This is a genomic window from Nocardioides sp. QY071 (assembly GCF_029961765.1).
In the GTDB taxonomy this organism is placed as follows: Bacteria; Actinomycetota; Actinomycetes; order Propionibacteriales; family Nocardioidaceae; genus Nocardioides.
This window is the reverse complement of sequence record NZ_CP124681.1, coordinates 4,387,392-4,408,433: the sequence shown is the minus strand read 5'-3', so window position 1 is coordinate 4,408,433 and position 21,042 is coordinate 4,387,392. Positions and strand designations below refer to the sequence as shown.

The following is a 21,042-nucleotide window of genomic DNA, read 5'->3' as shown; positions in this document are numbered from 1 at the left end:
GGGCCCGGCTGCACGCGAACGGATGGGATCAGGCCTTGAGCAACATCACCCCTCCCGGCTGGTACCCGGACGGTGACGGCATGGAGCGCCGCTGGGACGGCTCGGACTGGACCGCCGAGCGTCGACCGATGACCCGGTTCGCGCCGGCCGACGAGTCGACCCGGGCCCGCCCGGAGCCGGAGACCCCACCGCCCGCCGCTCCGCCGCCTGCATCTCCGCCCGCCGGCTACGGTCACATCCCCTCGCTCGGGTACGGCGGCCCGCAGCCGCCGTACACCCCGATGCCGGCCCCGATGCCGGCCCCGATGCCCGCCTCGATGCCGTCCCCGCCCCGGCGCAACCGCCTCGGCCTGTGGATCGCGCTCGCCGTCGTCCTGGTCCTGCTGGCCGGTGCGGCCGGCACCCTGGCCGCGTTGCGCCCGTGGGAGGACGACACAAGTGCCGGCGGTGGCGGCGGCGACGGGGGCGACGACGGCAAGGACCACCCCGCGGCGATCCAGGGCGACATCGACGGCGACGGCCACGGCGACGCGGTCTTCTACTTCTCCCCGGACTACGAGAGCACGCGCCGGGTCACCGCGAGCAGCAACGGCACCGTGTTCACGACCAGCGAGCTCGCGGTCGAGGAGTCCCGGGAGCCGGACGAGCTCTACCTCGACTGGGACGACGACGGCACCAACGAGCAGCTCGCCTGGTCCTTCGTCGACGACGCCAACCAGCTGACCCTGTCGTCCACCGACAAGGAGTTCCCCGGCGACCAGACCTTCCGGCTCGCCCTGTCCTCGCTCGAGGAGTACGGCACCCGCATCCAGGTGCAGGCCGGCGACTTCGACGGCGACGGCAGCGCCGACCTCGCCCTCATCGGTCCCAACGACCGCAGCGTCGAGGTGCAGGTGCTCCTCGGCGACGGGAGCGGCGGCTTCGCCGACCCGGTCCGGTGGGCCGCGCTGACCAACGCGACGATCGACTCGACCGAGATCCGGGCCGGCGACTTCGACCACGACGGCTTGGCCGACCTGTGGACCCGGCTGCCGGCCGAGAAGGTGAAGGACGAGGACTACACCGGCTACTACTCCGGCAAGCGGGGCTACGCGCTGCTCTCCTCGACCGGCAAGGAGTTCGAGGTCGGCGCGGTCACCGAGGACGACCTGTACGCCGACGCCTACCTCGTCGGCGACGTCACCGGTGACGGCACCACCAGCCTGGTCGCCGTCCAGGCCAGCTCGTACGACGAGGAGGTCGAGGTCACCGTCTACGACCTCGCCGACGGCCGCCCCCGCGCCGTCGCCGGCTTCACCGGCACCTCCACGATCGGCCAGCGCACCCTCCAGGGGGCGACCCTGAGCGACGTCGACGGCGACGGCGACGGCGACGTGGTGTTCGTCGTCAAGGCCTCCCAGGAGGCGAAGTTCACCGGCGTGCAGGTGATGAAGTCGACCGGCACCGTCTTCGAGAAGGCCACGGTGTGGGCCGAGACCCCGGCGTGCGAGAACTCCGACTGCCGCATCGAGTTCCCCGAGTCCTGAGGAGCTAGAGTCCGGCCTTCAGCTCGGTGACCACCGAGCCGACGACCGCGACCAGGTCGTTGCCGGTCCGCTCGGCGACCGCCCGCTGGCGCACGTACGACGGCCCGCGGGTCGCGATGTCGAGCACCGAGGCGAGCTCGGCCTCGCAGCCCAGCCGGGCGGCGACCGGCTCCAGCCGGGGGACCAGCTCGGCCAGGTCGTCGGTGACGAGCCGCTCGTTGGACGCGGCGTCGAGAATCACGATCGCGTCGACGCCGTACCGCGCCGCCCGCCACTTGTTCTCCTGCACGTGCCACGGCGGCATCGTGGTCAGTGTCTCGCCGGCCGCGACCCGCTCGTCGAGCCAGACGACAAGGCAGTGCATGAGGGCGACCAGGCCCTGCATGTCGGCAAGGGTGGAGACGCCGTCGCAGATCCGGTTCTCGAGCGTGCCGTGCTTCATGGCGGGGCGCAGGTCCCAGCGGATCTCGCTGAGCTCGTCGATCACGCCGGTCGTGAGCTGGTCGTGCGCGAAGTGCTCGAACTCCTCCCAGCGCTCGAACTGGAACGGCAGTCCCGCGGTCGGCAGCTGCTGGAACATCAGCGCGCGGTTGGACGCGTAGCCGGTGTCGACACCCATCCAGATGGGCGAGGACGCCGAGAGCGCCTGCAGGTGGGGGTAGTAGGTGAGCAGGCCGTTGAGGACCGGCAGCACGCGATCCTTCGCCGGGAGCCCGACGTGGACGTGCACGCCCCAGATCAGCATCTGCCGGCCCCACCACTGCGTGCGGTTGATCAGCTCGGCGTACCGGTGGCCCTCGGTCAGCTGCTGCCCGGTCCAGTCCGCGAAGGGGTGCGTGCCCGCGCCGTACAGGTCCAGGTCGAGGTCGTCGGCCGCACTCGCGACGTACTGCAGCGTGTCGCGCAGGTCCGCCATCGCCTCGCCGACCGTGCCGCACACGCCGGTGACCACCTCGACGGTGTTCTTCAGCAGCTCCTTGTGGAGCTTGCCCGGCGCGGGCATCCGGGGCTTGGCCCGGGCGAAGAGGTGGGCGGCGTCGTTGCGGAGGTCGCGGGTGCGGCGGTCGACCAGCGCGAACTCCCACTCCACCCCCAGCGTCGGCTCGGCCGAGCCGTGGAAGTCGATGCGCACGCGATCAGCGTAGAGGTGCCGCGCGGCCACCTGACAGAGTTGGGGCATGGACGACCTGCGGACCCTCCACCGCACGCTCGACCTGTGCCTCAAGGTCGGGGAGGTGCTGCTGTCCTCGGGCGCCGGCGCGCCCGACGTGGTGGCGACGATGCGGGCCCTGGCCCGGGCGCTCGGCGTACGCCACACGCAGGTGGACGTCACCTTCACCTCGCTGGCGATGAGCGTCCAGCAGGGACCCGACGAGCCGCCCGTGGTCCAGCTGCGCGCGGTCACCCAGCGCGAGATCGACTACGAGGACCTGACCCGGGTCGACCACATGGTGCGTGACGTCGTCGCGGGGGAGACCGACCTCGAGGGTGCCCGCACCGAGCTCGCGCAGATCGTGTCGTCGGGGCACTCGCGGCCGCGCTGGGCCGCGACCCTGGGGTGGGGCGCGATGTGCGGTGGCGTCGGGCTGCAGCTCGGTGGCAACCTGGTCGTCGTACTCGTGGCGACGCTGGCCGCGATCTGCATCGACCGGCTCCAGCTGCTGATGACCCGGCGCCGGCTGCCCGGCTTCTACCAGCAGGTCGCCGGCGGCGTGGTCGCCACCGTGCTCGCCGCGCTCGGCACCCGGCTCGCTGAGCCGTGGGTGCACCTCAACGCGTCGCTCGTCGTGACCGCCAACATCATCATGCTGCTCGCCGGCATCGGCTTCATGGGCGCGGTCCAGGACGCGCTCTCCGGCTTCTTCGTGACCGGCGGCGCGCGGATCCTCGAGGCGGTGCTCGCGACCGCCGGCATCATCACCGGGGTCAGCGGCGGGCTGTCGCTGTGCGCTGCGGTCGGCCTGGAGATCCCGCGGCTGACGCTGCCCAGGCTCGACCTGGTCGGGGTGTCGGCCGTCGCCGTGGGCGGCGCGATCGGCGCCGCGGCGTTCGCCTTCGCGTCGTACGCACCCCTGCGCACCCTGCTCCCCGTCGGCCTGCTCGGCGGCTTCGCGATCGCCGCCACCGAGGCGATGTCCGAGATCGGCGCCGGGCGCACCTTCGCGGTCGGCCTGTCCGCCTTCGTGATCGGCCTGTTCGGCTACACGGTGGGCCGCCGGTTCCGGGTCCCGCCCCTGGTCGTGGTGGTCTCGGCCGTCGTACCCATGCTGCCCGGACTCTCGATCTACCGCGGCCTGTTCCTGCTCGGGCAGGAGGGCAGCCAGCAGGCCGCCCAGGGCCTGCTCGCCATGGTCACCGCCGCCTCGGTCGCCATCGCGCTGGCCTCCGGCGTGATCCTCGGCGAGTACGTCGCCCAGCCGGTCATGCGCGAGGCCCGCCGGGTCGAGGCCCGCCTGGCCGGTCCCCGCCTGGTCGGCGTCACCCGGGCCCGCCGGCGCGGCAGGTCCTCCCGCCGCACCTGATCGTCAGGGGAGGGTGTCGACGAGGGCCGGGAGCGAGGTGGTGATCACCTGCAGCAGGTCGTCGCGGGAGAGGCCCGCGGGGGAGTCGCACCAGGTGAGGACGAGGTCCTCGACCATGGCCTGCCAGGCGTGGATGAGCAGGCGTACGGCGGGTGTGTCGGGGATGACCAGGCCGCCGGGGTCGGCGGTGAAGAACCGCTCGGCGAGCGCCGCGAAGGTGGTCTCGTAGATCGCGCGGAGGCTGTCGTTGCCGGCGGTCGCGCCCTTGACCAGCGAGCGGTAGCCCGCGTGGTTGGCGACGACGTAGTCGACGTACCCGGTCAGCGAGGCGAGCAGGCGCTCCATCGGCTCGCCCTCCTCGGGGGGCGCGGTGCGGGCGTAGAGGTCGTCGGCGGCGTGCTGGACGACGGCCTCGTAGAAGCCCTGCTTGCCCCCGAAGTAGTGGTACATCAGCCCGCGCGAGATGCCTGCCTCCTCGGCGAGGAGGTCGATGGAGAGCTCGTCGAGGGAGCGGGTGGCGAGCAGCCGGACACCGAGGTCGAGCAGCTGGGTACGCCGTTGCGCCGGCGAGAGCCGGGTGCGCGGGGCGGGGGAGGGCGTGGCGGGCGTCACGCCGGGCATTCTATTGACAGATGTTCAATAACGCCAATAGCGTCGTGCCATGAGCTCCAGCAGCGCGGGTCGCACCCAGGTCGACCACCTCATCGTCGGCGCCGGCTTCGCCGGGCTCGCCGCAGCCATCAAGCTCGACGAGGCCGCCGAGCGCGACTTCGTCGTCATCGAGAAGGACAGCGACGTCGGTGGCACCTGGCACATCAACACCTATCCCGGTGCCGAGTGCGACGTGCCGAGCCAGCTCTACTCCTACTCCTTCGCGCTGAACCCCGACTGGTCGAAGGTGTACTCGCCGCAGCAGGAGATCTGGGAGTACACCCGCAAGGTCGCCGAGAGGTCCGGCACGCTCGACCGCTTCGTGTTCGACACCGCCGTCCTCGACGCGGCGTGGGACGAGCAGGCGCAGCGCTGGATCGTGCGCACCGAGGGCCCCGCCGGCGTCAAGGAGTACGCCGCCCGCACCCTCATCGCCGGCGCCGGCGGGCTCTCCGAGCCCCGCCTGCCCGAGATCGAGGGCATCGACTCGTTCCAGGGCGAGATCTTCCACTCGGCCCGCTGGAACCACGACGTCGACCTCGCCGGCAAGCGGGTCGCCGTGATCGGCACCGGCGCCTCGGCCATCCAGCTCGTGCCCGAGCTGCAGAAGGTGCTAGCCGAGTCGGGTGGCCACCTCGACGTCTACCAGCGCACCCCCAACTGGGTGATCCCGCGCAACGAGCGCTCCTTCAGCTCCCTCGAGAAGACCGTGTTCAAGCGGGTCCCCGGCGCCCAGCGCGCGCTGCGCGCCCTCGTCTACGGCACCCTCGAGTCCCGCGTCCCGGCGTTCGCGAAGTTCCCGCAGGCGATGCGCGCGGTCGAGATGCAGGGGAAGAGGAACATCGCCAAGGGCATCACCGACCCCGAGCTGCGCCGCAAGGTCACCCCCGCCTACCGGGCCGGCTGCAAGCGGATCCTGATCTCCAACAAGTGGTACCCCGCGCTCGATGCCGACAACGTCGACCTGGTCACCTCTCCCGTAGCCAAGGTCACCGGCAACGCCATCGTCACCGCCGACGGCGTCGAGCGGCCGATCGACGTGCTCGTCGTGGCCACCGGCTTCTATGTCACCGAGCCCCCGATCGCCCGCCACATCACCGGCCGTGCCGGCGTCACGCTGGGCGAGCTGTGGGACGAGAGCGGCATGGCGGCCTACAAGGGGACCACCTTCCACGGCTTCCCCAACCTGTTCCAGATCGTCGGTCCCAACACCGCGCTGGGCCACTCCAGCATGATCTTCATCATCGAGTCGCAGGTGAAGTACGTCGTCGAGGCGGCCCGGGCGATGCGCCGCGAGGGCCTCGCCGCGGTCGAGCCGACCCAGGCCGCGCAGGACGAGTGGACCGCCGAGATCCGTCGCAGGATGAAGCCCACCGTGTGGCAGACCGGCGGCTGCGCCAGCTGGTACCTCGACAAGTTCGGCAACAACACGACCCTGTGGCCGGGTCAGACGTTCACCTTCCGGCAGCACCTGAGCAAGTTCGACCTCGACCGGTACGACGTCGAGGTGTCCCACCAGCGAGAGGCAGTCAGCGCGTGAAGAACCTCAACAACAAGGTCGTCGTCATCACGGGTGCGGGATCGGGCATCGGCCGCGCCCTGGCCGTGAACCTGGCCGGCAAGGGCGCGCGGCTCGCGCTGTCCGACGTCAACGAGGCCGGCCTGGCCGAGACCGCCGAGCTGGCCTCCGGGGCGGGCTCGCCCGACGTGCAGACCGCCCGGCTCGACGTCGCCGACCGCGAGGCGTTCGCGTCGTACGCCGCTGCCGTGGCCGACCACTTCGGTCAGGTCAACGTGGTCATCAACAACGCCGGCGTCGCGCTGGCCGGTGACGTGGTCGACCTCGAGTACAAGGACATGGACTGGATCGTCGGCATCAACTTCTGGGGCGTCGTGCACGGCACCAAGGAGTTCCTGCCGCACCTGATCGCCTCCGGCGAGGGCCACGTGGTCAACCTGTCGTCCCTGTTCGGCCTGCTCGCGATGCCCGGCCAGAGCGCCTACAACGCGACCAAGTTCGCCGTGCGCGGCTTCACCGAGGCGCTGCGCGAGGAGATGCTCATCGCCGGCCACAACGTCGGCGTGACCTCGGTCCACCCCGGCGGCATCAAGACCGCGATCGCCCGCAACGCCCGGGTCTCCGACAAGGAGGACCAGGCCGCCACGGCGAAGCTGTTCGACGAGAAGCTCGCCCGGATGACCCCCGAGCGGGCCGCCGAGATCATCGTCAAGGGCATCGTGAAGAACCAGGCCCGGGTCCTCGTCGGCCTCGACGCCCACGCCCTGCACAACTTCCAGAAGTTCACCGGCTCGCGCTACGAGGACGTCGTCGCGCTGCTCTCCAAGAGGGTCCTTCCGGCCAAGGCCGTCTGACGCCGGAAGCCCACTAGGGTTGCCGTGTGGAGGCGGTGACCGACGGAGTCCTGGACCGGATGTGGTCGCGCAGCCGCCTGTCGCTGCGCGGCCGCTTCGACCGGTGGCGCGAGAAGCTGTGGGTCGTCGGGCAGTGCTCGATCGCGGCCGGCCTGGCCTGGTTCGTCGCGCACGACCTGCTCGACCACACCCTGCCGTTCTTCGCGCCGATCGCAGCGGTGCTGTGCCTCGGCACGTCGTACGGCCAGCGGCTCCGGCGCGTCGTCGAGGTCACCCTCGGCGTCGCGATCGGCGTTTTCATGGCCGACGTCCTGGTCTCGGGCATCGGCTCGGGCGCCTGGCAGCTGGCGCTGATCGTGTTCCTCTCGATGTCGATCGCGCTCTTCCTCGACGCCGGGATCATGTTCGTCTCCCAGGCCGCCGTCCAGTCGATCGTGGTCACGGTCCTGCTGCCCGGCGCCGAGGGCTCGTTCCTGCGCTGGACCGACGCCGTCATCGGAGGTTGCGTGGCACTGCTCGCCGCGATGGCGGTCCCGGCCGCGCCGCTGCGCCGGCCCCGCGAGCAGGCCTCCGCCGTCGCCCGCAAGATCGCCCAGCTGCTGCGTGCCGCCTCCGACGTGATGGTCGACGGCGAGGTCACGCCGGCGCTCGAGCTGCTCGCCGACGCCCGGACCACCGACCGGCTGATCCGCGAGCTGCAGGCCGCGGCCGAGGAGGGGATGGCCGTCGTCAGCTCCTCGCCGTTCCGGATCCGGCACCGCGAGCCGCTGCGGCGGATGGTCGAGCTGGTCGACCCGCTCGACCGCGCTCTGCGCAGCACCCGCGTGCTCGTGCGACAGACCACGATCATCGCCTACCGACGCCTGCCCGTGCCGTCGTCGTACATCGGGCTCACCGCCGACCTCGCCTCGGCCGCGGACGCCATCGCCCGCGAGCTGCACGCCGACCGGGTCGCGATCGCGGCCCGCGACGAGGTGCTGGCCGTCGGTGCGGCGACCGGACAGGTCGAGCGCAGTGACATCCTCACCGCCGAGGCGATCCTGGCCCAGCTGCGCGCGATCGTCGCCGACCTGCTCATGGTCACCGGGATGGGCCAGCTCGAGGCCACCGACGCGCTGCCCCCTCCCCGCTGAACCTGTGACGGCGTGTCACACTTCCGCGGTGAGCAACGTGGTGGAGCAGAGCGTCGAGATCGCGGCGCCGATCAGCAAGGTGTTCGCGTACGTCGACGACTTCAGCACCACGAAGGACTGGATGTACGGCCTCAGCAAGATCGAGCCGGTCACCGACCAGCTCCACGGCGTCGGTGCCCAGTACGACGGCGTGATGAAGGTCGGCGTACCGCTCAAGGCGCGCATCGAGTGCACCGCGTGGGAGCGGGACCGGCTGCTCGAGCTGACCTCGGTCAAGGGCGTGGAGACCACGCAGCGCTGGAGCTTCACCGACCTCGGCGACGACCGCACCCGGGTCGATGCCTGGATCTCCTTCACCCTGCCCGGCGGCCCGGCCGGCAAGGCGATCGCCGGCGCGGTCAAGCCCGTCGTCGGCATCGCGGTCAAGCACTCCAGCGAGGCGCTGGTGCGCAACGTGGAGTCGCTCTGAGGCGGGAGTCGGGTGGGTGAGAGTGACCTCTGGATCACTCTCACCCACCCAACCCCGGCAATAATGGGCGCGCTGTGAAGATCTCCTACCCGCCCGACCTCCCGGTCAGCGCCCGACGCGACGACATCGCGACCGCGATCCGCGACCACCAGGTCGTGATCGTCGCCGGCGAGACCGGCTCCGGCAAGACCACCCAGCTGCCGAAGATCTGCCTCGAGCTGGGACGCGGCACACCGGGCGAGGACGGGCGTCCGCGGATGATCGGGCACACCCAGCCGCGCAGGATCGCGGCCCGCTCGGTGGCCGAGCGGATCGCCTCGGAGCTCGGGACCGATCTCGGTGACCTGGTCGGCTACCAGGTCCGGTTCACCGACAAGACGTCGAAGCAGAGCCGGGTCAAGCTGATGACCGACGGCATCCTGCTGGCCGAGCTGCAGCGTGACCGGCTGCTGCGCCGCTACGACACGATCATCATCGACGAGGCCCACGAGCGCAGCCTCAACATCGACTTCCTGCTCGGCTACCTGCGCCAGCTGCTCCCCAAGCGCCCCGACCTCAAGCTGGTCATCACCTCGGCGACCATCGACGTCGAGCGGTTCGCGAAGCACTTCGACGCTCCCGTGGTCGAGGTCTCGGGGCGCACGTACCCGGTCGAGGTGCGCTACCGCCCGCTCATGGACCTGCCCGAGGACGACGAGGACGGCGAGCCGATCGTCCGGGACCAGACCGAGGCGATCGTCGACGCGGTCAAGGAGCTCTCCGCCGAGGGGCCGGGCGACATCTTGGTGTTCCTCCCCGGGGAGCGCGAGATCCGCGACACCGCCGAGGCGCTCGCGCCGCTCGGCGACGGCATCCGCGGCGTCGACGTACTGCCCCTCTTCTCGCGCCTCTCCGCCGCCGAGCAGCACCGCGTCTTCGCCCCCGCCAAGGGCTCCCGGCGTCGCGTCGTCCTGGCCACCAACGTCGCCGAGACCTCGCTGACCGTCCCCGGCATCCGCTACGTCATCGACACCGGCGTCGCCCGCATCTCCCGCTACTCCGCGCGCACCAAGGTCCAGCGCCTGCCGATCGAGCCGATCAGCCAGGCCTCCGCCAACCAGCGCTCCGGACGCTGCGGCCGCGTCGCGGCCGGCATCGCGATCCGGCTGTACGCCGAGGAGGACTTCGAGGCCCGCCCCGAGTTCACCGACCCGGAGATCCTGCGCACCAACCTCGCCTCCGTCATCCTCCAGATGACCTCGCTGGGCCTGGGCGACATCGAGCGGTTCCCGTTCGTCGAGCCGCCCGACCGGCGCAACGTCCAGGCCGGCACCCAGCTGCTCGAGGAGCTCGGCGCGGTCACCTCCGGCGCCCGCCAGGGCGAGCTGACCAAGGTCGGCCGCCGCCTCGCCCGGCTGCCGATCGACCCGCGCCTGGGCCGGATGCTGCTCGAGGCCGAGCGTCTCGGCTGCGTGCGCGACGTGCTCGTCATCGTCGCCGCCCTCTCGCTGCAGGACCCGCGCGAGCGGCCCGGCGCCGACCACCCGACCGAGCGCGCGCAGGCCGACCAGCTGCACGCCCGCTTCAAGGCCGAGGGCTCCGACTTCCTCTCCTGGCTCAACCTGTGGCGCCACCTGCGCGAACAGCAGCGCGAGCTGTCGAGCAGCGCGTTCCGCAGGATGTGCAAGCGCGAGTACCTCAACTACCTGCGGGTGCGCGAGTGGCAGGAGTTCGTCGCCCAGCTGCGGCAGGTCACCAAGGAGATGGGGGTCCGGCTCGAGGCGCCAGCCCCGGTGGTTGAGGTGCGAGGAGCGCCAGCGACGAGCCTCGAAACCCCCGACGCCGACGGCATCCACCAGGCCCTGCTCTCCGGGCTGCTCTCCCACATCGGCGTGCTCGAGGAGCGCGAGAAGCCGGCCCGGTCGGGGCCGGGCGCCCGGAAGGACAACCGGCGCCCCGGCCCACGCGAGTACCTCGGCGCCCGCGGCGCGAAGTTCGCGATCTTCCCCGGCTCCGGCCTCGCCCGCAAGAACCCGCCCTTCGTGATGGCCGGCGAGCTCGTCGAGACCGGCCGGCTCTGGGCGCGCCAGAACGCCGCGATCGACCCACGGTGGGCCGAGCGGCTCGGCGCCCACCTGGTCAAGCGGACCTACTCCGAGCCGGCCTGGTCCCGCAAGCGGCAGGCCGTGATGGCCCGCGAGCGGGTCACGCTGTACGGCGTACCGCTGGCCGCCGACCGGGCCGTCTCCTACGGCAAGGTCGACCCCGAGCTGTCGCGCGAGATCTTCATCCGGCACGCGCTGGTGTACGGCGAGTGGGACACCCGGCACCGCTTCTTCCAGCAGAACCGCCGGCTGCTCGCCGAGGCCGAGGAGCTCGAGCACCGCGCCCGTCGACGCGACCTGGTCGTCGACGAGCACACGCTCTTCGACTTCTACGACGCCCGCGTCCCCGAGGGGATCGTCAGCGGCGCGCACTTCGACCGCTGGTGGAAGGACGCCCGGCGCGCCCAGCCCGAGCTGCTCACCTTCGACCCGGCGATGCTCACCCACGACACGGCCGAGGAGGTCCGCGAGGCGGACTACCCGGAGTCGTGGTCGGTGACGGGGGGACTGAGCTTCCCGATCAGCTATCACTTCGAGCCGGGCGCGAAGGACGACGGGCTGACCATCGACATCCCCGTCGCCACCCTCAACCGGGTCGACGACGACGACTTCTCCTGGATCGTCCCGGGCCTGCGCGAGGAGCTGGTCACCGAGCTGATCCGCAGTCTCCCGAAGGCGCTGCGGGTCAGCTTCGTCCCGGCGCCGAACACGGCGCGCGAGTTCCTGGCCGCCGTACCCGCGGGGGAGGAGGCGCTGCTCACCGCCCTCGAGCGCTACCTGCGCTCGACCACCGGCGTGCACGTCCCGCGCTCGGCCTGGGACCTCGCCTCGCTGCCCGCGCACCTCACGCCGAGCTACCGCGTCGTCGATGAGCGGGGAGCGGTTCAGGGCCGCGGCAAGTCGCTCGCCGAGCTCAAGGCCCCGCTGCAACCGCAGTTCGAGCGCGCGATGGCCGCGGTCGCCTCCGACTCCGGCGTCGCCCGCACCGGCGAGACCGACTGGGTCTTCGACGAGATCCCCGTCACCGCCACCTGGACCCGCGCCGGCCACGAGGTCGAGGCGTTCCCCGGCCTGGTCGACGAGGGCAGCACCGTCGGCCTCCAGGTCTTCGGCTCCGCCGACGAGCGCGACGCCCGGCACCGGCTCGGCGTGGTCCGCCTGGCCCTGCTCGCCCTGGGCTCGGCACCCCTCGCCGGCGTGCTCGACAGCCTCGGCAACGCCGAGAAGCTCGGCCTCGCCGGGACGCCGTACGCCGGCGTGCCCGCGATCCTCGACGACTGCCTGCGCGCCGTCGTGGTCGACGCCGTCGACGCCCGGCCCGCCGTGCGGAGCCGTGCGGCGTACGACGACCTGCTGGCCGCCGTGCGCGCCTCCGCCGCCGCGGGGGTGCGCGAGGTGCTCGGCGAGCTGCTCCGCGTCCTCGCGACCTGGCGCGAGGTCGACCGCCTGCTCAGCGGTCGCGCCGACCTGCCGATGCTGCCCGCGCTGACCGACCTGCAGGGCCAGCTCGCCCGTCTCGTCCATGATGGCTTCGTCGGTGAGGCCGGGCTCGTCCGGCTGCGGCGCTACCGCACCTGGCTGGCGGCGATGCGCGAGCGTCGTACCGCCCTCGAGACCGGCGGCCCGGCCGCCCTCGCGAAGGACCGGCAGCGCATGGACGTCCTCCAGCCGCTCCAGGACGCCTATCTCGCCCGGGTCGGCGCCCTGCCCGACGGGCGCCCCGCCGGCACCGGCCTGCGCGCGATCCGGTGGATGCTCGAGGAGTACCGGGTCTCCCTGTGGGCCCAGCAGCTCGGCACCGACGGCCCGATCTCGGACGTGCGGATCCGCAAGGCCCTCGACTCTCTCTGACGGTCGCGGGAACTCCAGTCGGTCTCAAGCCGCGCTCCAACGCCCCCGGACAGGGTGCCGAGGTGAGACATCCGAGAGAAGCATCCAGATCCGCCGACTCCCGCCGCGCGCGCGCGGTACGGACGCCAGGTGGTCGCATCGCACGACCCGGAGCCCGCGCAGCGCTGATCGCGACGCTGCTCGCAGGCCTGGTCGGTCTGCCGGCCGCCCTCGGCGTCGCGGGAGCGAACGCCGGCCCGCCGGCCATCGCGACGGCCGCGCCGGCCTTCAAGGTCAGCGCGACGAAGGTGGCCGATCCCAGGTACGGCGACCCGCTGCTGCTCAACGTGAGAGCGTTCGGGGGCACGGGGGACCCGATCAACGCGACCGTGTCGATGAACGGCATCGACCTCGAGACCAAGGAGCTCCCCGCCCAGTTCCAGATCCCGACCACGGGCCTGACGATCGGCACGTCGTACCGGGTCGACGTCGCGGCCGGCGACGGCACGGTGGGCGGCACCACCTACGAGCGGTTCGTCCCGCAGTTCATCCCGGGCACGGTGCGGCTGCCGAGCACGACGGTGCCGTACAGCGCCTTCATCCCGGTCGAGTTCGCGGCCGACGAACCGACCGCGGTGCGCCCGACCGCCGGCACCGCGGTCAGGCTGCACACGAGCGCACAGCGCTCGGTCGGCACGGGCAGTATCGATGCGAACGGACGAACGCTGCTGGGGGCGGCCGACGATCACCTTCAGCCCGGTACTCATTTCGTGGAGGTCGAGTACGCCGGCGATGCCGCCTACGGGGCCACCGCTCCCGGCACGGGGAGCTTCGTGGGCGACCTGGTCGTCGAGCGGATCCCCAACCGGATCGATGCCACCTTCTCGGCCACCGTGCTGACGCGGGGCGAGCCCCTCATCATGAACGCCGTCGCGCGAAACGACACCCCGTTCCTCCTGAGGGAGTCGCCGAGGGGCGCGATCAGGGTCGTGGCGCAGCGCACCGACGGTGGGGACCCGGTGGTCATCGAGCCCGGACGGCCCTACCCCGGCGGCTACCAGGCGGCGCGCTTCGACCTGAGCCAGTTCGCCGCCACCCACACCGGGAGCTGGGAGATCCGGGTCTCCAACACCGGCGACGCGACCACCGCCGAGTCGGCGGTCGCGCGCACCACGATCCAGATCAAGGAGCCCGGCAGCACCGCGATCCCGACGACCACCTCGCTCCAGCTGGACCGGGGCACCGCCACCGTCGGAGGCGACGAGGTCCTTGCCACCGCCCGCGTCGCGGTCGAGGGCGCGGCGGCTCGCGCGACGGGCCAGGTGGCCTTCTTCGTGGACGGCAACGAGGTCGGCCGGTCCCCGGTGGACACGGACGCGAGCGCACGTCTCTCCCTCGCACCCGGGGCCGTCGGGCAGCGCTCGGTGACCGCGCGCTATCTCGGGAGCGCGACCCACGACGGCTCGCTCAGCCCCGCGCGGATGCTCACGGTCGAGCAGGCGTCCTCGGCGATCTCGGTGACACCGGACACCGTCGTCGCCGGCACCCCGGCATCCGTCGACGTCGTCGCATCCGGCTCCGTCGTGACGCCGACCGGGTCCGTCGCCGTGAGGGAGGGCACCACGCTCCTGGACACGGTGACACTCGTCGCCGGCCACGGGACCATCGCACTGCCGGTCGGAACGCACGACCTCACGCTGGACTACACGGGTGACGTGAACGTGCGTGCATCGCAGGCGAGACTCACGCTCACGGTGACCCCAGGCCCGTCCGGACCATCCGACCCGGGCAGCTCCATCCCGCCGGCCCTGTCCCCGTCGGGTGTCAAGGCCAGCTTCAAGAGCCTGGCCCGGCACCGCGTGAAGGCGAGGATCGCGGTGTCGGCCGCGACCCCTGCCACCGGGATCGTCGAGATCAGGGCAGGCAGGCGCGTCGTCGCCACCGGCGTGCTGAGCGCGGGCTCGACGTCGATCACCTTGACGACGAAGAGGCTGAAGCCCGGCAAGCGCAGGCTGACGGTGCGCTATCTCGGCTCGCCGAGCGTGGCCGAGTCGAGCCGGACCTACCGAGTGAGGGTGCGATGAGCTGCCGATCCCGTCGTCGAGGCGTCGCGCTGCGTGGGACCGCCGCCTTGGCGGTATCGCTGGCCACGACGCTGGCAGGCGTCTCCACAGCAGCACCGGCCCCCTCGGCGTACGCCGTCCCCCAGGTGAGCACCGCGGCCTTCGAGACCGTGACCGCCCTGGTGCTGAGCGGGTGGCGGACCTGGCCGCCCGGCTCGCCCAACGCCTACCCCATCGAGGCGATCGCGACCGTCGACGTCTACGAGAGCGTCGACCCCGCCAACGGCACGGTGGCCTTCTACCTCGATGGCGCGCAGATCGGCGAGGAGGTCGCCGTCGACGAGGAGGGCACGGCGCGGATGACCATGCCCACGGACCAGGTCGGCACCTACCAGGTGTCGGCGCGCTACACCGGTACGGCGACCCAGGCGCCCTCCGTGAGCCGGACGCTCAGCTATGTCGTCGATCCCGCCATCGGGGTGCCGAGCCACTCCCAGGCGGCGGTGGGCTCGACCGTGAAGGTGGGCTCCGCAAAGGTGTCGAAGCGGCGCGTGCGGGTCAAGATCGTCGTCTCCGCGTCGCGCCCCGCGTCGGGTCAGGTCCAGATCCGCGACGGAAAGCGGCTGGTCGCGCAGGGGACTCTCCCCAACGGCGCGACGTCGGTGACGTTGACGACCAAGAAGCTGACGAAGGGCAAGCACAAGCTGAGGATCCGCTTCCTCGGCTCCTCGACCGTGACCGCGTCGAGCGCCAGCTATCGCGTCGTCGTGCGCTAGGTCGGCGGGAGAGGTCGAGCACGCCGGACCGGGAGCGCCTCACGGCGCAGGGCCGCTCGTAGCGGCTGAATTTGGGACCCGGGGCTGCCGCGGCCCGGCGTGCTCGATTGCCTATTCTACGGCCTCGGAACCAGTGCTCAGGCCAACCGGCTCGCGAGCTCCAGGTGTCCGGCCGCCTCGAGCTGCTCGCCGAGCACGAGCATCCGCCGGACGTCGGCGTCGGGTACGTCGTGCAGCGTGGCGCGGCCCGCCGCGACGACGCGGGCGAAGGCGGCGGCCCGGAGCAGCACGTCGGCGAACTCGCCAGCGGCGATCCCGCGGAGCACCTCGTCGACCATGGCCCGCAGCTCGTCGGGTCCGGGCGGGTCGGCGACCCCGGCGACGACGCGGGCGAACTCGGCGCGGCTGCGGCCGGCCTCGAACTGCCGGGCGACCCCGGCCGGGTCGGCGTACACCCACGAGCGGAGCAGGTAGAGCCGCCACAGGCAGCCGGCCAGGGAGTCGGCGGCGGCGTGGGACCAGACCTCGGCGATCGCCTCGATGCCCTCGGTGTCGGCGAGGTGGACCAGTCGTTCGGCGACCCCGGTGTCGTCGCTGGTGCGAGCGCCGCGGATCAGGAGCACCGCGGCTCTCTCGGCGGCCTCGGCGAGCAGCGCGGGGTCGGCGGCGCCGACGTACTCGTCGAAGAAGGCGGCCTCCCGCGGTGCGGGGCGGTGGTGACGCCGGTGCTCGGACACCCACTCACTCTAGAACCACGCGCCGCAGGGAGCCCTGTGACCGGCCGGTAGGGTTGCGGCCGTGGGTCGGTTCACGTGGCGGACGGGTGCAGTCGTTGTCGGGGTCGCTCTGGTGGTCCTCGTGGGCATGATCGCCCTTGCGAGCGGCACCGAGCAGAAGCAGCGCCCGCACCGGCCGCAGCCGACGGCGCAGACGATGACCGAGCTGCAGCTCGCGGTGTGGGGCACCGCGCCCGAGATCGCGGCGTACCAGACGGTCGTCGACGACTACAACGCCAGCAGCAAGGACACCAACGTCTCCATCGTGTCCTGGCCCGACGCCGACGCGATGCTCGACGCGATCCGCAGCGGCGGCGCCAAGCCCGACCTCTACCTGCTCCCGCGCGGCGACCTGGCGCAGACGGTCGCCGAGAAGCGGAACGTGCCGCTGCTCGACCTGGTCAACGAGCGCGAGATCCCGATCGGCGACGACTGGGCCCGCGACGCGGTGTCGGCGTTCTCGGTCGACGACGACCTGCAGTGCATGCCGTACGCCGCCTCGCCGATGGTCATCTACTACAACACCGACCTCGTCGACTTCGCGGCGATGGAGGCCGAGGGCCTGCCGGTACCGCGTGAGGGCCACACCAGCTGGAACTTCGCGGAGTTCCGCGCGGCCGCCGAGTTCGGCAGCCGGCCGCGACGCAACACCCGCGGCATCTACATCGAGCCCACCCTGCGCGGCCTGGCGCCGTTCATCTACTCCGGCGGCGGCGAGCTCTTCGACGACGACAACGACCCGACCGCGCTCGCGCTCGGCGACGACGGCTCGACCGACGCGCTGCGTCGTACCCTGGAGCTGCTGCGCGACCCCCGGCTCACCCTGAGTGCCAAGCAGCTCGGGCAGCGCTCGGCCGTCGACTGGTTCAAGCGCGGCAAGCTCGCCATGATCGCCGGCTTCCGCGGGCTGACCCCCGAGCTGCGCGGCGTCGAGGGCCTCAACTTCGACGTGATCCCGATGCCCTCGCTCGGGTCGGCCAAGACCATCGCCGACCTCAACGGCATCTGCCTGGCGCCTGCCCGGCCCGCGCGAAACGAGGCCGCGGCCAACGTGCTCAGCTACCTGGTCAGCGACGAGGCCCTGGCCCGGGTGGCCGAGACCGGCTACGTCCAGCCCGCGAAGCTCACCGTGGCCTTCTCCGCCGACTTCCTCCAGCCGGGCCAGGCGCCCGAGCACGCCTCGATCTTCAACTCGGTGATGCGCACGATCGTGCTGCCGCCGCTGATGACCCAGGGCCGCGAGCTGCGCCAGCTGGTCGATCCCGACATCGAGACGCTGTTGACCACGCCGGACATCGCCGACCTCCAGGAGTCGCTGAAGGCGATCGACGAGAAGTCGAGCAGCCTGCTCGACCCGGACTACGTGGAGCCGTCGGAGACGCCGTCGGGCTCGCCCTCGGGGGAGGCGTCGGAGACGCCGTCCGGCTCCGCGACGCCCTGACGCTTCTTCTTCGGCCGGCTCGCGGGCGTCGACTCGGCGTCGAGGACCGCGCGGCTGAGCGCGGGAGCGGTCAGCCCGATCTGCCAGCTGCGTGCGCCGAGCGACCGGAGCTGGTCGATGACCGCCTCGAGCAGGTCGACGGGGTCACGGGTGCCCGGCGGCGTCCACATCACCCGGCGCAGGGTGTCGGGCGTGAGCAGGTTCTCGAGCGGGATGGAGTGCTCCTCGGCCAGTGCCGAGACCGCCGCGCGGGCGAGCTCGAGCCGGCGGGCGGCGACCGGGTCCTTGTCGGCCCAGGTGCGCGGCGCCGGGGGACCGTCGCCGTGGGTGACCCGCGTGGGCAGGTCGTTCTCCGGCAGGTCGGCGGCCGACTGCAGCGCGGCGAGCCACTCCTTGGCGTGGCGGGCGGCGCCGCGGCCGTGGAAGCCCGAGGTGCCGAGCAGCGCGCCGCGGGTGGTCGGCATCGCGGTCGCGGCAGCGACGATGGCGGTGTCGGGGATCAACCGGCCCGGGGTCACGTCGCGCTCGCGGGCGATCGCGTCGCGGGCCTCCCACAGCGCCCGCACGGCGCCGAGGGTACGACGGCCGCGCACCTTGTGGAGGCCGGAGGTACGACGCCACGCGTCGACCCGCACCGCCGGCTCGAACCCACGCACGTGCTCGAACTCCTGCCGGGCCCAGTCGGCCTTCCCGGCCTCCTCGAGCTGGGCGGCCAGCAGGTCGCGCAGCTCGACGAGCACCTCGACGTCGAGGGCGGCGTACTCCAGCCACGGCTCGGGCAGCGGCCGCGTCGACCAGTCGACGGCGGAGTGCTCCTTGCGCAGGTGTCGTCCGAGGAGGGTCTCGACCAGGGTGGCGAGCCCGACCCGGGGGTAGTTGAGGAGCCGGCCGGCGAGCTCGGTGTCGAAGAGGGCGACCGGGCGCAGCCCGACCTCGGCCAGGCAGGGCAGGTCCTGGGTGGCGGCGTGCAGGATCCACTCCGCGTCGCCGATCGCGTCGGCGAGGGGTGTCAGGTCGCCGAACGGGATCGGGTCGATCAGGCCGATGCCGGCCCCGGCGCGCTTGACCTGGATCAGGTACGCACGGTTGGAGTAGCGGTAGCCGGACGCCCGCTCGGCGTCGATCGCCACCGGCCCGCTGCCCGCGGCGAGCAGGCCGCAGTAGGCGGCGAGCGCCTCCGGTGTGTCGATCACCGGCGGCAGGCCGTCGGCGAGGGTCAGCAGCTCGACCGGCTGCTGGTCCTCCTCGGGCGTCTCGTCAGGTGCCTGGTCGGCCATCAGCCGCCCCGCTGGCCGCGCCGCGACGGCATGACCGCGATCCCGTCGGGCACCGGCTCCAGCCCGCCGGCGGTGCACATGAGCTCGCCCCACGCCTCGGCGTGGGTGGCGATGTCTCCGGGATCGACGGGCGTCCACGACGCCCGGATCTCCAGCTGGGCGCTGCCCGGCTCGTCGGCCATCGAGCCGTAGGACTCGGTGACCACCTTGGTCACGGTCCCGGACACCGCGACGTGCTCGGCGCCGTGGGCCTCGAGCGCGTCGCTCAACCAGGTCCAGCCGACGTCGGTGAGCATCGGGTCGGTCGCGAGGTCGTGGTCGATCTCGGCCCGGCAGTACGCCACGCAGCGGAAGGTGCCCTGCCACGCCTCGTTGCCGGCGGGGTCGTGGAGCAGGACGAGCCGCCCGGTGGCGACCTCCTCGTCGTCCACGGTGACGTCGGCCGACAGCGCGGCGGCGTACGGCGCGATCCGCTGCGGCGCCGGCATCTCCTCGCAGAAGACCTCCGGGCGGAACGTGGCCGCACGCAGGCCCGCGACGGCAGCGGTGAACTCGGGGGGAGTGCCGGCCGCGCCGGACCCCTGGTTCATCTCCTGGCGGGCGACCATGGGGCCACCCTAGGACCCCCGGGCCGGATCGGCGTGCGTCCCACGCCGTTGGCCCCGGCCCGTCTCCAGCGGGACGCCAGCGCGGCTCCAGCGCGCCCGCCGACGATCGGCGTGACATCCCGTGTCGTCCGAAGGAGAACCATGTCCCGCCTGCTCGCCCTCGCTCTGCTGGCCGGGGGCGCTCTCGTCGCCGCTCCGGTCGCGGCGCCCAGGCCCGCTGCCGCCGCCGCTCCGGGCGGCACCCTCGTCTACATCAAGGACCACAACGTGTGGATCGCCGCTGGCGACGGATCGGGCCAGCGTGCGCTGACCCGGGACGGCACGGCGACCTTGCCCTACGGCTCGCCGACCCAGTCCGACGGCGGCGTCGTGGTGGCCACCCAGGGGCCGCTGCTGGTCCGGATGGACCAGCAGGGCAGGGTCCTCACCAGGATGGACCCGCCGTCCCTGCCGACGTCGGTCGGCTCGAACGTCGACGGCAACATCACCAGCGCCGCGATCTCGCCCGACGGCCAGCGAATCGCCTACAGCATCACGAACTACGTGAGCCCGTTCGGCTACCGCTCCGCCACCGGCTACACGGCCGCCGACCACCTCACCGATCCGGCGACGCTGGGCACCACCTTCTTCTGGGACCCGTCGTGGATCGGCAACGGTCGCACCCTGCAGTCCGGTGGCTACCACTCGCAGACGCAGCTCCATGACCTGGGCCAGGAGCCGCAGTACTGGTTCGACGACGAGGACGTGTACGGCGAGGGGTCGACCGACCTCGGGAACGCCGAGCTGAGCCCGGACGGCAGGCTGCTGGCCGCCGTACGCGGCTTCGACGACAACCGTTGGATCATCTGGTACGACGTGAGCGGCAACGCGGTCTCCGGGCCGCCGCCCGCCGTTCCCTCGCCGCTGTGCCAGATCGGCCCGACCGCCATCGACCATCCGACCTGGGCGCCCGACAGCGACGCGCTGGCGTGGCAGGAGAGCGACGGCGTCTGGACCCGCTCCGGTGCCCACGACTGCGGCGAGCCCTCGACGCTGCTGCTGTCCGGCGGGTCCGAGCCGGACTGGTCGCCGGCGCCGCTGAGCGCTCCGGCACAGGACGGCCAGCAGAACGGGAACGGGACCGGGACCGGAGAGCTGCGGATCAAGGGCAAGGCACGGGTCGGCAAGGTGCTGCGCGCCGACGTCAGCGGGCTGGCAGCGACAGGCAAGGTCACCATCACCTGGCTGCGTGACGGAAAGAAGGTCGGCAAGGGTCGCAAGCACAAGGTCGTCGCCGCCGACCGCGGGCACCGGCTGCGGATCAGGGTCGTCGTCAAGGCGCCGGACAAGCCGGCCGTGAAGGTCACGAGCAAGCCGGTCCGGGTGCGCCGATGAGCATCGGCAGGACCCTCCGAGCCCTCTGACACCAGCGAGCTCGGGGACGACCTCGCTGTCCTTCGAGACCTCGCTGTCCTTCGAGACCCCGCGGATCAGCGCACACGTCGAGCTCGCCAGCCAACCCCAGCCAACCCCA

The 21,042-nt window shown here is 72.3% G+C and carries 16 protein-coding genes; 11 read left to right on the top strand and 5 right to left on the bottom strand.

Annotation, left to right across the window (positions count from 1 at the left end; translation table 11 throughout):
• Window positions 1-35 precede the first annotated feature (35 nt).
• Window positions 36-1,526, top strand: coding sequence for an FG-GAP-like repeat-containing protein (locus tag QI633_RS21230; RefSeq protein ID WP_282426992.1), 1,491 nt, complete (start codon window positions 36-38; stop codon window positions 1,524-1,526).
• A 4-nt stretch (window positions 1,527-1,530) separates the two neighbouring features.
• Here QI633_RS21230 and QI633_RS21225 read toward each other — a convergent pair whose 3' ends face one another.
• Window positions 1,531-2,658: a glutamate--cysteine ligase gene (locus QI633_RS21225; protein WP_282426991.1), complete on the bottom strand. Its 1,128-nt coding sequence runs from the start codon at window positions 2,656-2,658 to the stop codon at window positions 1,531-1,533.
• A gap of 46 nt (window positions 2,659-2,704) precedes the next feature.
• Between QI633_RS21225 and QI633_RS21220 the strand changes: the two genes are divergently transcribed.
• Complete coding sequence (locus QI633_RS21220) at window positions 2,705-4,048, top strand: threonine/serine exporter family protein (RefSeq protein ID WP_141797550.1); 1,344 nt, start codon at window positions 2,705-2,707, stop codon at window positions 4,046-4,048.
• 3 nt (window positions 4,049-4,051) lie between these two features.
• On the opposite strand, the gene QI633_RS21215 is transcribed toward QI633_RS21220, so the two are convergent.
• Window positions 4,052-4,660, bottom strand: a complete 609-nt coding sequence (locus QI633_RS21215; RefSeq protein ID WP_260805808.1) for a TetR/AcrR family transcriptional regulator — start codon at window positions 4,658-4,660, stop codon at window positions 4,052-4,054.
• Window positions 4,661-4,709: 49 nt separating this feature from the next.
• Between QI633_RS21215 and QI633_RS21210 the strand changes: the two genes are divergently transcribed.
• The 7 genes from QI633_RS21210 to QI633_RS21180 all read left to right on the top strand — a co-directional run bounded on the left by QI633_RS21210 (window position 4,710) and on the right by QI633_RS21180 (window position 15,427).
• Window positions 4,710-6,239, top strand: a complete 1,530-nt coding sequence (locus QI633_RS21210) for an NAD(P)/FAD-dependent oxidoreductase (RefSeq protein ID WP_282426990.1) — start codon at window positions 4,710-4,712, stop codon at window positions 6,237-6,239.
• On the top strand, window positions 6,236-7,072 hold the full coding sequence (locus QI633_RS21205; RefSeq protein ID WP_141797553.1) for an SDR family NAD(P)-dependent oxidoreductase: 837 nt from the start codon (window positions 6,236-6,238) through the stop codon (window positions 7,070-7,072). The genes QI633_RS21210 and QI633_RS21205 overlap by 4 nt, the downstream gene beginning before the upstream one ends.
• A gap of 26 nt (window positions 7,073-7,098) precedes the next feature.
• The gene (locus QI633_RS21200; RefSeq protein ID WP_260805809.1) at window positions 7,099-8,205 is read left to right on the top strand and encodes an FUSC family protein; all 1,107 of its coding nucleotides are present in this window, start codon (window positions 7,099-7,101) and stop codon (window positions 8,203-8,205) included.
• A 28-nt stretch (window positions 8,206-8,233) separates the two neighbouring features.
• The gene (locus QI633_RS21195) at window positions 8,234-8,674 is read left to right on the top strand and encodes an SRPBCC family protein (RefSeq protein ID WP_160158187.1); all 441 of its coding nucleotides are present in this window, start codon (window positions 8,234-8,236) and stop codon (window positions 8,672-8,674) included.
• Window positions 8,675-8,748: 74 nt separating this feature from the next.
• Complete coding sequence (hrpA, locus tag QI633_RS21190) at window positions 8,749-12,609, top strand: ATP-dependent RNA helicase HrpA (protein ID WP_282426989.1); 3,861 nt, start codon at window positions 8,749-8,751, stop codon at window positions 12,607-12,609.
• Between the two features lie 62 nt (window positions 12,610-12,671).
• Window positions 12,672-14,672 carry an Ig-like domain-containing protein gene (locus tag QI633_RS21185; protein WP_282426988.1) on the top strand — a complete coding sequence of 667 codons (2,001 nt, stop codon included), beginning with the start codon at window positions 12,672-12,674 and terminating at the stop codon, window positions 14,670-14,672.
• Between the two features lie 47 nt (window positions 14,673-14,719).
• Entirely contained in the window at window positions 14,720-15,427 is a 708-nt protein-coding gene (locus QI633_RS21180) for an Ig-like domain repeat protein (RefSeq protein ID WP_282426987.1), read from the top strand.
• Between the two features lie 137 nt (window positions 15,428-15,564).
• Here the strand turns inward: QI633_RS21180 and QI633_RS21175 are convergent, their stop codons facing one another.
• A complete protein-coding gene (locus tag QI633_RS21175; protein WP_282426986.1) occupies window positions 15,565-16,164 on the bottom strand; it encodes a hypothetical protein in 600 nt (199 codons plus the stop codon).
• 61 nt (window positions 16,165-16,225) lie between these two features.
• On the opposite strand from QI633_RS21175, the gene QI633_RS21170 reads away from it, so the two are divergent.
• Window positions 16,226-17,644 carry an extracellular solute-binding protein gene (locus tag QI633_RS21170; RefSeq protein ID WP_282426985.1) on the top strand — a complete coding sequence of 473 codons (1,419 nt, stop codon included), beginning with the start codon at window positions 16,226-16,228 and terminating at the stop codon, window positions 17,642-17,644.
• Here the strand turns inward: QI633_RS21170 and QI633_RS21165 are convergent.
• The gene (locus tag QI633_RS21165; protein WP_282426984.1) at window positions 17,563-18,921 is read right to left on the bottom strand and encodes a ribonuclease D; all 1,359 of its coding nucleotides are present in this window, start codon (window positions 18,919-18,921) and stop codon (window positions 17,563-17,565) included. The two genes, QI633_RS21170 and QI633_RS21165, sit on opposite strands and share 82 nt — an antisense overlap.
• Complete coding sequence (locus QI633_RS21160) at window positions 18,921-19,529, bottom strand: DUF3000 domain-containing protein (RefSeq protein ID WP_141797559.1); 609 nt, start codon at window positions 19,527-19,529, stop codon at window positions 18,921-18,923. The genes QI633_RS21165 and QI633_RS21160 overlap by 1 nt, the downstream gene beginning before the upstream one ends.
• 141 nt (window positions 19,530-19,670) lie before the next feature.
• On the opposite strand from QI633_RS21160, the gene QI633_RS21155 reads away from it, so the two are divergent.
• On the top strand, window positions 19,671-20,903 hold the full coding sequence (locus QI633_RS21155) for a hypothetical protein (RefSeq protein WP_282426983.1): 1,233 nt from the start codon (window positions 19,671-19,673) through the stop codon (window positions 20,901-20,903).
• Window positions 20,904-21,042: the final 139 nt, after the last annotated feature.